Below are 14,558 nucleotides of genomic sequence, written 5' to 3' on the forward strand. Positions count from 1 at the left end.
GGCTGTCTCACGAAAACTATAGCCCGCCGAGATAGGGCAGCAAGCGGATTCCCACCGCCCCGTTACCGGAGCGGCTTAACCTGCGCCTTACCATCGGCCAGTTCAACCTCAACCTCAGACGCCGTTCGCAAAGCCGCGGTTGTGGTGATCAACCCCGTCTCATTGCGCAACACCGCATAGCCGCGCTTGAGCGTTGCCGTGTAACCGAGGCTTTGCCGCATCCGTTCAAGGGCATTCAGTTTCTGCTGTGCATCGGCAATCGCGCGGCTCAGAACCGAGGGGCGCAAATTGGCGCAAGCGCGCTCATAAGGCAGGCGCTTTTGCGCTAAAGCACGATCCAAGGCAGGCACCAGTCGCGCGCCCACAGTTTGCACATGATGGCTGCGGGTTTGCACGGATTGCACCAATGCAGGCTCAAGCCTGTCTGCCACGCGATCAAGGCGCTGCTGCGCAGTCTCAAGCAGTGACGCAGGGCGCGGCAAGGCGCGCGAGAGATCCGCCAGCCGCACGCGGCGCTGCGTAACACCCGCCTGCGCCCCCCGCGAGAGGCGCGCGCCGCAATCTTGAACCCAAGTGAGGATATCCATCCGCACAGGCACCGCACGCTCGGCCGCAGCGGTCGGTGTGGGCGCGCGATAATCGGCCGCAAAATCGATCAAGGTGGTATCGGTTTCATGCCCCACAGCTGAGATCAGCGGGATCCTGCTTTCGGCGGCGGCGCGCACCACGATTTCCTCGTTGAACCCCCACAGGTCTTCAAGGCTGCCCCCGCCCCTCGCCACGATGATCAAATCAGGACGGGGGATGTGCCCCCCCGCGGCGAGGGCGTTAAACCCCCGAATGCCTGCCGCCACTTCTGGCGCACATTTCTCTCCCTGAACCGCGACAGGCCAGATCAAGACCTGCCGTGGAAAACGATCTCGTAGGCGGTGCAAAATATCGCGGATCACCGCCCCAGAGGGCGAGGTAACCACACCGATCACCTCAGGCAAAAAGGGCAGCTCTTGTTTGCGCGCGGCATCAAATAAACCCTCAGCAGCCAGTTTCAGACGGCGTTGTTCCAACATCGCCATCAAGGCACCCGCCCCTGCAGGGCGCATGTCTTCGATCACCAATTGATATTTCGATTGGCCTGCAAAGGTCGTCATGCGCCCCGTGGCGACAACCTCCATCCCCTCTTCGGGTCTGTGGGTGAGGCGCGCGGCTGTGCCCTTCCAGATCACGGCATCCAAATTTGAGCGATCATCTTTCAAGGTCAAATAGATATGACCAGAAGCAGGGCGCGAAATACGGCCCAATTCGCCGCGCACGCGGATATGCGAGAATTCCCCCTCAATCATGCGCTTGACCGCGCCAGAAAGCTCGGTGACAGAGAACTCTGGTGCGTTTCCGCCCTCGGCTTCTTCGATCAAATCCGACATCTGCCCCTCGTCCCTTGGGTTGGCTTGCGTTGATTTCCCTCGCAGCTTAGAACGCGGCAACGAAAAGGCCAAGTGGAGCGGATGCGATGAATATCTTGATTTTGGGCAGTGGTGGCCGTGAACACGCGTTGGCTTGGGCGGTTCTGCAAAACCCCAAATGTGATACGTTGATCGTTGCCCCTGGCAATGCGGGGATCGCGCAAATCGCCGCTTGCGCGGATATCAATATTCTCAACCCTCAGGCGGTTGTGGATTTCGCTGCCGAAAACGCGATTGATTTTGTGATTGTTGGCCCCGAAGCCCCGTTGGCCGAGGGCGTGGTAGATGCCTTGTCACAATCGGGCATCTTGGCTTTCGGCCCAAGCCGAGAGGCGGCGCGGCTTGAGGCCTCTAAGGCCTTTACCAAGGAAATCTGTGATGCGGCCAAGGCACCGACTGCAGCCTACGCGCGGTTCACCGATGCAGCATCCGCGCGGGACTACGTCACAGCACAAGGCGCGCCCATCGTGGTCAAGGCCGATGGTTTGGCGGCGGGCAAAGGCGTGATCGTGGCCATGACCTTGACCGAAGCGTTAGACGCGATTGACGATATGTTCGGCGGCGAGTTCGGCGATGCAGGTGCCGAGGTGGTGATCGAAGAGTTCATGGAAGGTGAAGAAGCCAGTTTCTTCATTCTCTCTGATGGCGCATCCATCCTGCCTATTGGCACGGCCCAAGATCACAAACGCGCCTTTGACAATGATGCGGGGCCGAATACGGGTGGCATGGGTGCCTATAGCCCTGCCCCCGTCCTAAGCGATGAGATCGCCGCGCGCGCCTTGCGCGAGATTGTTCAGCCCACGATTGACGAAATGGCCAAGCGCGGCACGCCCTATCGCGGTGTGCTTTATGCAGGGTTGATGATCAAAGACGGCCAAGCACGCTTGGTTGAATATAATGTGCGCTTTGGTGATCCTGAATGTCAGGTGTTGATGATGCGCCTCGGCGCGCAGGCCTTAGATCTGATGGTGGCTTGCGCGGAACAGAGGCTTGACCAAATGTCGGTCAACTGGGCCGACGATCACGCGCTGAGCGTTGTGATGGCGGCAATTGGCTATCCAGGATCATATGAAAAAGGCAGCGTGATCAACGGGCTTGAGGCGTTGGCGCAAGATAGCAACCACATGGTATTTCACGCAGGCACCAAGGAAGTGAATGGCGCAATCACAGCCGCAGGGGGGCGCGTTTTAAACGTCACCGCCCGTGGCGAAACTTTGGCCGAGGCCCGCAGCCGCGCCTATGACATGGTCAATAAAATTGATTGGCCTGACGGGTTTTGCCGCTCAGACATAGGATGGAGGGCGCTGTAGCACAGCGCACCTCCGATGCCGTCACAGCTTGGAGAGCTTGTTTTGCAATTCCGCAAGCTGGCGTTTGATCTGGCTCAGTTCGTCCTCTTCGCGCGCAGGGGTGGGCGCGTCTTCCTCCTCTGCGCTCGGGCCTGACCACCCTTTTCCCAAACCACCAGTCATGGCCTTCATGAAGGCTTCTTGCTGCGCGCGCATGGCCTCGAACCCGGGCATGGAGGCCATCGGGTTAATCGCGCTCATGTTTTCCATCATCGCGGATTGGCCCTGTTTGAGCATATCAAAGGACATCGCGAGAAAATCGGGAACCACGCTTTGTGCTTGGCTTGTGTAACTGCGCACCAAGTCATTCAGCACGGCGATTGGCAAAACACTTTCGCCGCGTGATTCATGTTCTGCGATAATCTGCAACAGAAATTGGCGGGTCAGATCATCCCCTGATTTCAGGTCAACAATCTTCACCTCGCGCCCTGCGCGGATGAACCCCGCAATATCATCAAGCGTCACATAATCGGAGGTCTCAGTATTATAGAGCCTGCGGCTGGCATAGCGTTTGATCAATAAAGGCTCTTGTGCCTGTGCCATTTCATCCTCCCTGACTTACTGTCACGCGTTCACCCTAGGGATCAGCCTAAGCAGTCGCAGAAAAAAAACAATAATTGTTTTGCAGATGCAAAAAGGGCAGGCGGTGAGGCCTGCCCTTCTTGGGAGCGCGTTGGAAGGGAGGATACCAACGCGGCACAGAAATCTGTAGCTTATGCAGCTGCAGTTGCTGCTTTCTTGGCTGCTGCAGTAACTTCAGCAGTTGCTTTTTTAACAGCTGCAGAAGCTTCTTCAGTTGCAGATTTGCCTGCAGCCATCATCAACTCAACAGTGTCCATCTGAACTTTTTTCGCAACTTCAGCGAAAGCAGCCATGTTTTCAGCTGCGATTTCTGCTTGTGCAGAAGCGAAATCGGTCAGGGCTTTGCTGTAGTCAGCAGGCTCTTCTTTAACTTTGGCAACATCGCCGAGTTTCGCGATGGTGTCTTTTGTCCAACCTGCTTGGATCTCAGCGGATTTCTCAGCGGCTTCAAGAGCAACTTTCGAGAACTTCTCGCCCATCGCGGCAGAGTTTTTGAACGCATCGGTCATTGCCGACATGTCCATTGGGTAAGCCTTCATCATGTCCTGAAGAACTTTTGTGAATTCGTTTGCGGCGGTTTTTGCCATGGTCTCTACTCCAAAAAATATCGCGTGTTTCGCGGGCTGCGTTTGCTGCATGCGCAGTATATGCCATGCTGCACTGCAGCAAGTCAAGCATTTTTCTGCACCGCAGCAAAAGCCAAAAATTTTATGGATTATCAGAGTTCTGGCGTTTCCTTGACATAGGTGCCAGGGGCTTGCGCCAATATTTTATAGCCCGACTCACCCAAGCTGCGCGCAGCAACGCGCTTTCCCGAATGGGTGCGCAACCATGCTTCCCACCGAGGCCACCATGACCCTTCGTGGAATTCAGCCTGCTCGCGCCAGTCTTTCACGGAAAGGCTAAGGTCATCATTTGTATAGTGACCATATTTCTTTTTGTTGGGCGGATTGATGATCCCCGCGATATGGCCCGATTGGGACAAGATAAAGGTTTTATCCTCTGACCCCATTTTTTGCACACCGCGATAACTGTCCTTCCACGCCGCAATGTGATCCGCCTCGCAGGCAATGGCGCAAAGCGGCAGGTCGACATCACTGACCTTGAGCTTCTTTCCCATCAATTCAAACGTGCGCTCCGCAAAATCATTGCTTTGGCAAAGACCTCGCAAATATTGCACAGTCATCTTGCCAGGCAAATGCGTCCCGTCACCATTCCAGTAAAGCAGATCAAAGGCAGGCGGGGCCTCGCCCATCATATAGCTGCGCACCGCAGGGCCGTAGATCAAATCCTTGGCGCGCAAAAAGCTAAAGGTCTTGGCCATATATTTGTTATCTAACACACCATCTTCGGCAACCTGCCGTTCGATGGCATCGACAAAATCATCTTGCAGAAAGACCGTAAATTCACCCTGATCGGAAAAATCCGTCAGCGTGGTGAAGAAGGTAGCAGATGAGATCGGCTTTTGGCGGCGTTTTTTCAGCAGCGAGAGCGTGAGGCTGAGGGTGGTGCCTGCAATGCAATAGCCCACCGCATTGACCGCCTTACTCCCCGTGACCTCTTTAACCACGTCAATAGCCTTGAGATAGCCTTTCTCGATGTAATCTTCGAGGCCCTTATCTGAATAGGATTTATCAGGGTTCTTCCACGACACTACGAACAAGGTATAGCCTTGATCCACAATCCATCGGATCAAACTATTTTCGGGGCGCAAATCCATTACGTAATATTTGTTGATCCACGGCGGGAAGATGATCACAGGTTTTTTGTAGACGGTTTCTGTGGTCGGCGCGAATTGCAGCAACTCCATCATTTCATTGCGATAGATCACGGCGCCTTTTGCGGTTGCAATATTCTTGCCCAATTCAAAGGCCGAACCATCGGCCAAGGTTGGCAAGATCTCACCCTTATGGGCCTCAATATCACGCACGAGGTTCTCTAAGCCTTTCACAAGGCTTTCGCCCTCGGTTTCAACCGCACGCTCTAACGCATCTGGGTTCGTGGCCAGAAAATTTGTTGGTGCAAAAAGATCAACCATCTGTTTTGCAAAGAATTCGATTCTCTGCCGATCTTTATGCTCTAGCCCCTCAAGATCCTTCAACGAAGCCTCTATGGCATTGGCCGAGATCATATATTGCTGTTTGACGTAGTTAAAATAGGGGTGCGTTTTCCACAGCGGATTGGAAAAACGGCGATCATCTGGGGTGTTATCCTCGGGCGGCTCTAGCTTGCCTTGCGCAAGATTCTGTTGAGCTTCGGCGTAATGCGTGACGGAGTCAGCCCAAAATTTGACCTGCCGCTCCATTAATTTTGCGGGGTTATTCACCAGTTCCGACCAATACGCCATGCTGGCTTTCATATAGAGATCGGGGCCTGGCCCATTCAGGCCAGGGTCGTTTTGGCCTTTATTTGCGAGGGCTTCAACCAAACGTTGGCTTAACTCTTCCACGCGTTTGAGATTGGTGTTTAACTTTTCTAAATGGTCACCCATGACCCTTGCCTCCTCGCGCGCGGATCGTCACTTTGCTTGATTTTATCCGATAAATGCTGCATTTGCATAGAGAGGCTTTACCAAGGTGAGGGGGTAGGGCTGATTTACCGCAGGGTGCATTGACGGCGCCCAAGCTCAATTTTGGAGATATGCATCCGATGCGACAGCTTCTCACCTATGATTTCATGGAAACCATGCGCGTGACCAATCAATGGCTTGGATCAACCGCGCGGGCGATGTGCTCCTATCCGCAATTCGGGCTTGTAGCCAATCCTGCCATCCAAATGACCGCCGCTTGGGGCGAGGTGATGGAGCGCAGTTTTGCGCGTATGGCCGTAAAACCTGATTGGGGAATTCGCTCCATCACACTCGGCGATGGCCGTGACCACGCTGTCAGTCCAAATGTGGTTCTTCCAAAACCTTTTGGCGATTTGGTGCATTTCGCTGTTGCCGGGCGCGAGGCTATGGCCCGCAAAGTGTTGTTGGTTGCCCCAATGTCGGGCCATTACGCCACGCTTCTGCGCTCGACCGTCATCAGTTTGCTGCCCGATTGTGATGTCTATGTCACCGATTGGCACAATGCCCGCGACATTCCTGTCAGCGCGGGCAAGTTCGATGTCGAGGATTACACTCTCTATCTGGTGGATTTCATGCGCCACATGGGGCCAGACACCCATGTTATCGCGGTCTGCCAACCCGCCCCACTGACCTTAGCGGCAACCGCCTATCTGGCCGAGGAAGACCCCAAGGCACAGCCCCGCTCATTGACCCTGATTGGGGGGCCAATCGACCCGGAAGCCGCGCCAACGGATGTCACCGATTTTGGCAATCGCGTCACCATGGGCCAGTTGGAACAGTCCATGTTGCAGCGGGTGGGGTTCAAATATGCCGGCGCGGGCCGCATGGTCTATCCAGGCTTGCAGCAGCTTAGCTCGTTTATGGCGATGAATGCCGAAAAACACAGCCGCGCCTTCACCGAGCAGATCCTTCGTGTGGCCAAGGGCGAGGCATCTGACAATGACAAGCATAACCGCTTTTATGATGAATATCTTGCGGTGATGGATATGCCTGCGGAATTCTACCTCTCAACCGTGGATCGTATTTTCAAGAAACGCGAAATTGCGAAAAATACCTTCACCGTTGCGGGTAAGCCTGTCGATATCGGCAAAATCACATCGGTTGCGGTGAAAACCGTTGAGGGCGGCAAAGATGATATTTCCGCCCCGGGCCAATGTATTGCAGCCCTAGATCTATGCACGGGCCTGCCAGACAGCAAAAAGGCGAGCCACCTCGAGCCTGATGCAGGCCATTACGGGATTTTTGCAGGCAAAAGCTGGCGCAACAATATCCGCCCGCTTGTTCTGGATTTTATTGACGCCAACAATAAGTCCGCGAAGATCAAAGCCGTCAGTTAAACCGCGCTTTCCAGCATTTCATCCAGCCTGCGCGCCAAAAGATCAAGGCAATGCGGGCTGGAAAAGCGGTGATCTTCGCCTTTGACCAATTCCAAATGCAAATCATCGCACTGCAAGTGCGCAAGAAGGCGCAAAGCCACCGCTTGATCTACCGCCTCATCCTCGGTGCCTTGGAAAAGGCGCACAGGGGCATCAATCACCAAAGGGCTGCGCAGAACCAAATTCTTGCGCCCATCTTCAATCATACGCTTGGTGACGATCATCGGCTCCCCGTATTCTGAGGGCAGCGCGGTTTGCCCCTGCCCCATGACTTCAGCGCGTTGATCTTCGGAAAAACTGGCCCAAAACCCATCTTCAGTAAAGTCAGGGGCAGCCGCGATGCCAATCAGCCCTGCAATCCGTTCGGGGTTTCGGCGCGCCATCAACAGTGAAATCCATCCCCCCATGGACGACCCCACCAAAACCACCCGCTTCGGGGCAAGGCGATCTAAAACCTCCGCAGCGTCTTCGGCCCAATCGCCAATACAGCCCTCAGTGAATGCGCCGCTGCTTTCGCCATGGCCAGAGTAATCAAACCGCAGAAAAGCGCGGCCACGGGATTTAGCATATTCCTCAAGGAATACGGCCTTGGTTCCCGCCATGTCTGAGCGCAAGCCGCCCAAAAACACAACCATCGGATGGGTGCCTTCTGTCAGATGATAGGCAATGCGGCGAGATTTCGCGGTGATCAGATGGTCGGGCATGGTTTCGCTTTCATGTGCGGGCATATGCCCCCTCCATGCCAAAAACCTGCCCCCCCGCGCAAGAGTTGACACCACATCAAAGCCGCGCCAAAAGACCAAGCAACACTTAACCCGCAACCGGGCGTTTCGTAGGCGCCAAACTGACGAGGAGCTATGGCGATGCCACAGATTTCCCTAACATTTCCCGATGGCAATTCCCGCAGCTACGAGGCTGGCGTGACAGCCGCCGAGGTGGCCGAAAGCATCGCAAGCTCGCTTGCCAAAAAGGCGATCAGCGCCACAGTGAACGGCGCGCATTACGATTTGGCTTGGCCAATTGATACCGATGCCACCATCGCGATCAACACTATGAAGGACAATGACGCCGAAGCCTTAGAGCTGATCCGTCACGACTTTGCCCATGTGATGGCGCGCGCCGTTCAAGAAATCTGGCCAGATGTAAAAGTGACAATCGGCCCTGTCATAGAAAATGGCTGGTATTACGATTTCGACCGCAAAGAGCCCTTCACCCCAGATGATCTGGGTCGGATTGAAGCGAAGATGAAAGAGAGCATCAACGCCCGCGATACCGTGCGCACAGAAATCTGGGATCGTGCACGCGCAATCGCCCATTACGAAGCGGCAGGCGAACCATATAAGGTTGAACTGGTTGGGATGATCCCCGAAGATCAACCCGTGCGGATGTATTGGCACGGGGATTGGCAAGACCTCTGCCGTGGCCCGCATTTGCAGCACACGGGGCAATTGCCCGCTGATGCGTTTAAATTGATGAAGCTCGCAGGCGCATATTGGCGCGGCGACAGCAATCGCCCTATGCTGCAGCGCATCTATGGGGTCGCGTTCAAAAACCGCGATGACCTCAAGGCACATCTGACTTTCTTGGAAGAAGCCGAAAAGCGCGACCACCGCCGCTTGGGCCGCGAGATGAACCTGTTCCATATGCAGGAAGAGGCCCCAGGTCAGGTGTTTTGGCACCCCAATGGGTGGCGCATATACACGGCGCTGCAAGATTACATGCGCCGCCGTCAGCAAGATGGCGGCTATGTAGAAGTTAACACCCCGCAAGTGGTTGACCGCCGTCTTTGGGAGGCCTCGGGCCACTGGGAAAAATACCAAGAGAATATGTTCATCGTGGAAGTGGACGAAGACCATGCCCGCGAAAAGGCCATCAACGCCCTGAAGCCGATGAACTGCCCCTGCCATGTGCAGATTTTCAATCAAGGCATGAAGTCCTATCGCGACCTGCCCTTGCGGATGGCGGAATTTGGATCATGTAACCGATACGAACCATCAGGTGCCTTGCACGGTATTATGCGGGTGCGCGGCTTTACCCAAGATGACGCGCATATCTTCTGCCGCGAAACGCAGATTGAGGATGAAACAAAGCAATTCATCGAATTGCTTTCGGCGGTTTACAAGGATCTTGGGTTCGAGAAATTCCGCGTGAAATTCTCTGACCGCCCCGACACCCGCGCGGGCAGCGATGAGGTTTGGGACAAGGCCGAAGCGGCGCTGAAATCTGCCACCGAAGCGGCGGGATATGCCTATGAACTGAATCCCGGCGAAGGGGCATTTTACGGCCCGAAACTGGAATTCGTGCTGACCGATGCCATTGGGCGCGATTGGCAATGCGGCACGTTGCAGGTGGATTTCGTTCTGCCCGAACGTCTGGACGCCACCTATATCGGTGAGGATGGCGCGAAACACCGCCCCGTCATGCTGCACCGCGCTATTTTGGGCAGCTTTGAGCGTTTCATTGGCATCTTGATCGAGAACTTCGCAGGCCGCCTGCCCTTCTGGTTGGCCCCGCGTCAAGTTGTGGTTGCCTCTATCGTCTCCGAAGCGGATGGGTTTGTGGATGAGATTGTAGCGCTGCTCAAAAAACGGGGCGTGCGCGCCGAGGCTGATAAGCGCAACGAAAAGATCAATTATAAAATCCGCGAGCATTCCACAGGAAAGGTGCCTGTGATTTTGGCCGTTGGACGCAAAGAGATGGAAGATCGCAGCGTGACCTTGCGCCGTTTGGGTGAACACCAAACTTCCGTTCAGCCCTTAGATGCTGTGATCGATGCCTTGGTCGCCGAGGCGATTGCGCCTGATCTGCGCAGCTAATTTATAAAAGCGCGGCTTTTACATCCGCGCCCCATCCCAGATAGAGCGCCCCGTTATCCGCAAGGATGACGGGGCGTTTCATCAGCGCGGCATGGGTCGCCAATAGCGCCTTTGGGTCAGTAGCGCGCGTGTTCTCATCCAAACCACGCCACGTGGTGGATTTGCGATTAATGAGGGCATCCGCCCCAAATTCTGCCAAAAACTGCGAAATCTCAGCATCGCTCAACGGGGTTTCGCGCAGATCACGCAACACGGCGCTATGACCTGCAGCGGTCAATTCCTTCACCGCCTTGCGGCATGTGTCACAATTTTTCAGCCCAATAATCTGCATCTGTGCCTCTTTTTTATTCCATAAACCACAGCATAGGGCCGCAGGCGCTGGGTTCCAGAGAGTTTTTCTTGATTTTTAGCAAAACCAAGGCACTCTCTTGGCGTGCCTCTAGGTCACCTGTTGAACTGCTTTTGAGACGGCAGCAAAGGTATGGTCATCGGCCCTGGCTGCACCCCACGCGCAGACACGCTTGTGGGATCGAGACTTGAGACAGGAAAGATACGAAAATGCCCACTGGCACTGTGAAATGGTTCAACACCACCAAAGGTTACGGGTTTATCGCGCCTGATGGCGGCGGCAAAGATGTGTTCGTGCATATCTCTGCAGTTGAACAAGCGGGGATGAAAGAATTAGCCGATAACACGAAAATCAGCTTTGAGCTTCGTGAAGGCCGCGATGGTCGGGCCTCTGCGGTCGATCTGAAAATTCTCTGACGTCAAAACCCCGCGCGCAAGGCAGCCACACCGCTTTGCGCGCATGGCCCCTAGGCCGTGATGGCGCGCGCGATCATGACCCCACCCCATGCGGCAACCCCTGTCAGCGTGGCGCCCCAAATCACATCCATCACCACCATTTGCGGGTGCCAGTCACGCATTACCGCCCATGACGTGAACTCATAGGTGCCATAGGCCACAAACCCCAAAATTGCGCCATTGATCAGGGCCAGGCTTGGCGTATCTGCGCGCATCGCGGGGGTGGAGGCAAAGTAAAGAATGCCCCCCATATAGGTCAGATAAAACAAGATTGCAGGCAACAGGCGAAACCCACCTTCATAAAGCAAATCGCCAATATGCCGCGCAAAGACAGGCTGTAACACTGTGTTCAACATCACCGCATCGGCGATGAGGAAGATCAAAGATGTCGCCACAAAGAGGATTAAGAGGGTCATCAAGTGCCGCCTTTTCGCGCTACGTCCCGCATGGCATTAGTTAGCGGTGCTTTTGCATAAGGCAAAACCTTAGGCCCGCACCAATTCCCGCACCACGCACGCGGGGCCATCCTCGCGCAAGGAATGCCGCCACGCCTCGCGCCAATCACCTTCGTTGATCTCAGGGAAGTAGGCATCTGCCGCCTCAATCACCAAATCAACCTCGGTGACCAAAAGCCTGTCTGCCATCGGCAGCATTTGCGCATAAATCTGTGCGCCGCCAATCCCGTAAATCCGCGGATACCCTGCGCTTCGGGCCAACTCAATCGCTGCATCCACAGAAGCGACAACCGTATCGTGCAGCGTTTTATCACGGCTGACCACGATATTGAGGCGATTTTTCAGCGGCTTAAACGGTAGGCTCTCCCATGTGTTGCGGCCCATAATCACCGCCCCGCCCAGTGTTTCACGTTGGAAAAAGGCCAAATCTTCGGGCGCATGCCACGGGATTGTGTTGCCTTTACCAATCGCGCCGTTCTGCGCCCGCGCTACCACAAGTGAAATCATGACCGCCTCCCTAAACCGCCACAGGCGCTTTGATGGCGGGATGGGGATCATACCCTTCGATGATGAAATCATCGTAGCGGAAATCGAAAATCGACCCGACATCGCGTGCAAGCCGCAAGGTCGGCGCAGGGCGGCTGTCGCGCGACAGCTGTTCTTTCACCTGATCCATATGGTTCGAATAGATGTGACCATCCCCAATGGAATGCACAAATTCACCAGGCTTATAGCCCGTGACATGGGCCAGCATCACCGCAAGCAAGGCATAAGAGGCAATGTTAAACGGAACCCCTAAAAACATATCTGCCGAACGCTGATAAAGCTGCAGGCTCAGCCGCCCGTTCAAGATTTTCACCTGCCACAGCGTATGGCAGGGCGGCAGGGCCATTTGATCCACCTCGCCAGGGTTCCAAGCAGACACAATCAGGCGGCGGCTGTCAGGCGTGCGTTTGATCATCTCAACCAAATTCGAAATCTGATCAACCGATCCAATCGACACGGCGCCATCTGCGCCACGCGCAACCTTTGGGAAATGTCGCCATTGGTGGCCGTATACAGGGCCAAGATCGCCCTTCTCATCGGCCCATTCATCCCAAATAGACACACCATTTTCTTTGAGATAGCCGATATTCGTGTCGCCCGCGAGGAACCATAACAACTCGTGGATGATGGATTTCAGATGCAGCTTTTTGGTTGTGATGAGCGGGAAAGTCTCGCTCAAATCATAGCGCGCTTGCAGGCCGAAATAGCTGCGCGTGCCCGTGCCTGTGCGGTCGGTTGTATCCACGCCCTTTTCAAGGATCAGCGCCAATTGGTCATGATATTGCTGCATCGCCACACATCCACAGGTTGGGCCATCGTTACGCTATATATTGAAACGATTTTAGCGCAAACCGCAATATCGGGTAGGGCATTTCTTGCCCCAGCCCCCTGTAATTCTGCAAATTTCACGCTAAGCTTGAAGCAACGCGAATTTTCACGAGGGAGACAGCCGTGGCAATCCGATATCTTCATACAATGGTGCGCGTCAAAGACCTTGAAGCAACCCAAAAATTCTTTGCGCTTTTAGGCCTAAAGGAGACGCGGCGCTCTGATTATGAAAGCGGGCGCTTCAGCCTGATCTTCATGGCCCCTGAAGGCCAAGAAGAATGTCCCGTTGAACTGACCTATAACTGGGATGGCGATGATGGGCTGCCATCAGATAGCCGCCATTTCGGGCATCTCGCCTATGAGGTGGATGATATCTACGCGATGTGTCAGCACTTGATGGATCATGGCGTGACAATCAATCGTCCCCCGCGCGATGGTCGTATGGCCTTTGTGCGCTCACCCGATAATATCTCGGTGGAATTGCTTCAAAAAGGGGCGGCACAAGAGCCCGCTGAACCATGGGCTTCGATGCCAAATATCGGTCATTGGTAAGGGCCGCCCTCATAATTGGGGTGGCTTTGCTGCTGCCCCAATCGGCAACAGCTTGCCGCTTGGCCTTGGCCCTTGGGTTGGATGCATCGGCATCGGTTGACAGTGATGAACACAGCCTGATGCGCGCGGGCCTTGCCAATGCGTTGACAAGCCCAGTTGTCATGACCGCACTCTTTGACAGCGCGGCACCTGTGGCCATCTTCGTGTATGAGTGGTCAGGGAGGAGGCAACAGCAGGTTTTGGTTGACTGGACGATCCTCGACACCCCGACAACCCTCACCGCTGTTGCTGCCGAAATTGTGGCCGCGCCGCGCGGGGATGATGAATTTCCAACCGCACTTGGATACGCGCTTGGCTTTGGAGCCACGCAATTAGCCGCCGCACCTGCCTGTGATTTTTATACGCTCGACATCTCTGGGGATGGTGAAAATAACGAGGGATTTCAACCAAGCCATGCTTTTGCCCATTTCCCCTTTGACGGTGTTACTGTGAACGGGTTGGCGATTGGGGGCGCGGCGGTTGATATTGTCGAATATTACCAACGCGAAATCCTGCGCGGGCCGGGTGCCTTTATCGAACAGGCGCGCGATTACCAAGATTTTGAAGCCGCCATGTTGCGCAAACTCGAACGCGAATTGCGCCCCATGATGTTGGGCGGCCTTTAATCCGCGCGCAAAAGACTTGGAAAGCCCCAAAAAACATGCAAATTATATGCAAGTTTTGAGTATATTTTGGGTGATTTGCGCATGCTTGATCGAACTGACCGCCGCTTATTGCGTGCCTTGCAACAAAATGGCGCAATGACGGCGCAGGAGATGGGGCGCCATCTTGGTCTTTCGACCTCTCAAGCAGGGCGGCGGCGACAAAAGCTAGAACAAACAGGCGTGCTGCGCGCGGTCAGCATAGATATTGCACCAGAGGCCTGCGGCCTCTCCGTGCAGGCGTTTTTGACACTCACCCGCAGCGCCCATGATCCTGCCTTGATGGATGATTTCAAGCGATTGCTGCACAGCACCCCTGAAATCGTTTCAGCCTTTGATGTCACAGGCTCTGCAAACACAATCCTGCGCGTTTGGTGCAGCGATCTAGACGCGCTACGCGAGCTTATTGATACCATCATCTTACCCCATCCGATGGTCGAGAAATTGCACACCGAGATCGTGATGGCGCAAATCAAGCCAGACAGTGCCTTGCCGCTCTGATCCACTCGTGTCAAAGTTG

General features: G+C 54.9%; 16 protein-coding genes. 7 read left to right on the forward strand and 9 right to left on the reverse strand.

The window, feature by feature from the left end; translation table 11 throughout:
* Positions 1 to 62: 62 nt before the first annotated feature.
* A complete protein-coding gene (locus I3V23_05615) occupies positions 63 to 1,421 on the reverse strand; it encodes an exodeoxyribonuclease VII large subunit (GenBank protein ID QPI86438.1) in 1,359 nt (452 codons plus the stop codon).
* Positions 1,422 to 1,507: 86 nt separating this feature from the next.
* On the opposite strand from I3V23_05615, the gene purD reads away from it, so the two are divergent.
* Entirely contained in the window at positions 1,508 to 2,770 is a 1,263-nt protein-coding gene (gene purD / locus I3V23_05620) for a phosphoribosylamine--glycine ligase (protein QPI86439.1), read from the forward strand.
* A 21-nt stretch (positions 2,771 to 2,791) separates the two neighbouring features.
* Here the strand turns inward: purD and phaR are convergent, their stop codons facing one another.
* From phaR to phaC, 3 genes are all read right to left on the reverse strand, one after another.
* Entirely contained in the window at positions 2,792 to 3,352 is a 561-nt protein-coding gene (gene phaR, locus I3V23_05625) for a polyhydroxyalkanoate synthesis repressor PhaR (protein QPI86440.1), read from the reverse strand.
* Positions 3,353 to 3,522: 170 nt separating this feature from the next.
* Positions 3,523 to 3,978, reverse strand: coding sequence for a Phasin (locus tag I3V23_05630; protein ID QPI86441.1), 456 nt, complete (start codon positions 3,976 to 3,978; stop codon positions 3,523 to 3,525).
* Between the two features lie 131 nt (positions 3,979 to 4,109).
* On the reverse strand, positions 4,110 to 5,882 hold the full coding sequence (gene phaC, locus I3V23_05635) for a class I poly(R)-hydroxyalkanoic acid synthase (protein QPI86442.1): 1,773 nt from the start codon (positions 5,880 to 5,882) through the stop codon (positions 4,110 to 4,112).
* A 158-nt stretch (positions 5,883 to 6,040) separates the two neighbouring features.
* Here phaC and phaZ point away from each other — a divergent pair, with 158 nt between their 5' ends.
* Positions 6,041 to 7,297: a polyhydroxyalkanoate depolymerase gene (gene phaZ, locus I3V23_05640; GenBank protein ID QPI86443.1), complete on the forward strand. Its 1,257-nt coding sequence runs from the start codon at positions 6,041 to 6,043 to the stop codon at positions 7,295 to 7,297.
* On the opposite strand, the gene I3V23_05645 is transcribed toward phaZ, so the two are convergent.
* Positions 7,294 to 8,040 (reverse strand): alpha/beta hydrolase, encoded by a 747-nt coding sequence (locus I3V23_05645; protein ID QPI86708.1) that lies wholly within the window; start codon positions 8,038 to 8,040, stop codon positions 7,294 to 7,296. The two genes, phaZ and I3V23_05645, sit on opposite strands and share 4 nt — an antisense overlap.
* 159 nt (positions 8,041 to 8,199) lie before the next feature.
* Between I3V23_05645 and thrS the strand changes: the two genes are divergently transcribed.
* Positions 8,200 to 10,152: a threonine--tRNA ligase gene (gene thrS / locus I3V23_05650; protein QPI86444.1), complete on the forward strand. Its 1,953-nt coding sequence runs from the start codon at positions 8,200 to 8,202 to the stop codon at positions 10,150 to 10,152.
* A 1-nt stretch (position 10,153) separates the two neighbouring features.
* Here the strand turns inward: thrS and I3V23_05655 are convergent, their stop codons facing one another.
* On the reverse strand, positions 10,154 to 10,483 hold the full coding sequence (locus I3V23_05655) for an arsenate reductase (protein QPI86445.1): 330 nt from the start codon (positions 10,481 to 10,483) through the stop codon (positions 10,154 to 10,156).
* A 227-nt stretch (positions 10,484 to 10,710) separates the two neighbouring features.
* Between I3V23_05655 and I3V23_05660 the strand changes: the two genes are divergently transcribed.
* Entirely contained in the window at positions 10,711 to 10,917 is a 207-nt protein-coding gene (locus I3V23_05660) for a cold-shock protein (protein ID QPI86446.1), read from the forward strand.
* Positions 10,918 to 10,967: 50 nt separating this feature from the next.
* On the opposite strand, the gene I3V23_05665 is transcribed toward I3V23_05660, so the two are convergent.
* From I3V23_05665 to I3V23_05675, 3 genes are all read right to left on the reverse strand, one after another.
* Positions 10,968 to 11,372, reverse strand: a complete 405-nt coding sequence (locus I3V23_05665) for a DUF2177 family protein (protein QPI86447.1) — start codon at positions 11,370 to 11,372, stop codon at positions 10,968 to 10,970.
* 69 nt (positions 11,373 to 11,441) lie between these two features.
* The gene (locus I3V23_05670) at positions 11,442 to 11,918 is read right to left on the reverse strand and encodes a dihydrofolate reductase (protein QPI86448.1); all 477 of its coding nucleotides are present in this window, start codon (positions 11,916 to 11,918) and stop codon (positions 11,442 to 11,444) included.
* Between the two features lie 10 nt (positions 11,919 to 11,928).
* Positions 11,929 to 12,747, reverse strand: a complete 819-nt coding sequence (locus tag I3V23_05675) for a thymidylate synthase (protein QPI86449.1) — start codon at positions 12,745 to 12,747, stop codon at positions 11,929 to 11,931.
* Positions 12,748 to 12,908: 161 nt separating this feature from the next.
* On the opposite strand from I3V23_05675, the gene I3V23_05680 reads away from it, so the two are divergent.
* The 3 genes from I3V23_05680 (at position 12,909) to I3V23_05690 (ending at position 14,539) form a co-directional block, all read left to right on the forward strand.
* Entirely contained in the window at positions 12,909 to 13,337 is a 429-nt protein-coding gene (locus tag I3V23_05680; GenBank protein ID QPI86450.1) for a VOC family protein, read from the forward strand.
* A complete protein-coding gene (locus I3V23_05685) occupies positions 13,304 to 14,002 on the forward strand; it encodes a DUF1194 domain-containing protein (protein QPI86451.1) in 699 nt (232 codons plus the stop codon). The genes I3V23_05680 and I3V23_05685 overlap by 34 nt, the downstream gene beginning before the upstream one ends.
* Positions 14,003 to 14,083: 81 nt before the next feature.
* On the forward strand, positions 14,084 to 14,539 hold the full coding sequence (locus tag I3V23_05690) for an Lrp/AsnC family transcriptional regulator (GenBank protein QPI86452.1): 456 nt from the start codon (positions 14,084 to 14,086) through the stop codon (positions 14,537 to 14,539).
* Positions 14,540 to 14,558: the final 19 nt, after the last annotated feature.

Source organism: Rhodobacterales bacterium HKCCA1288, from assembly GCA_015693905.1.
In the GTDB taxonomy this organism is placed as follows: Bacteria; Pseudomonadota; Alphaproteobacteria; order Rhodobacterales; family Rhodobacteraceae; genus M30B80.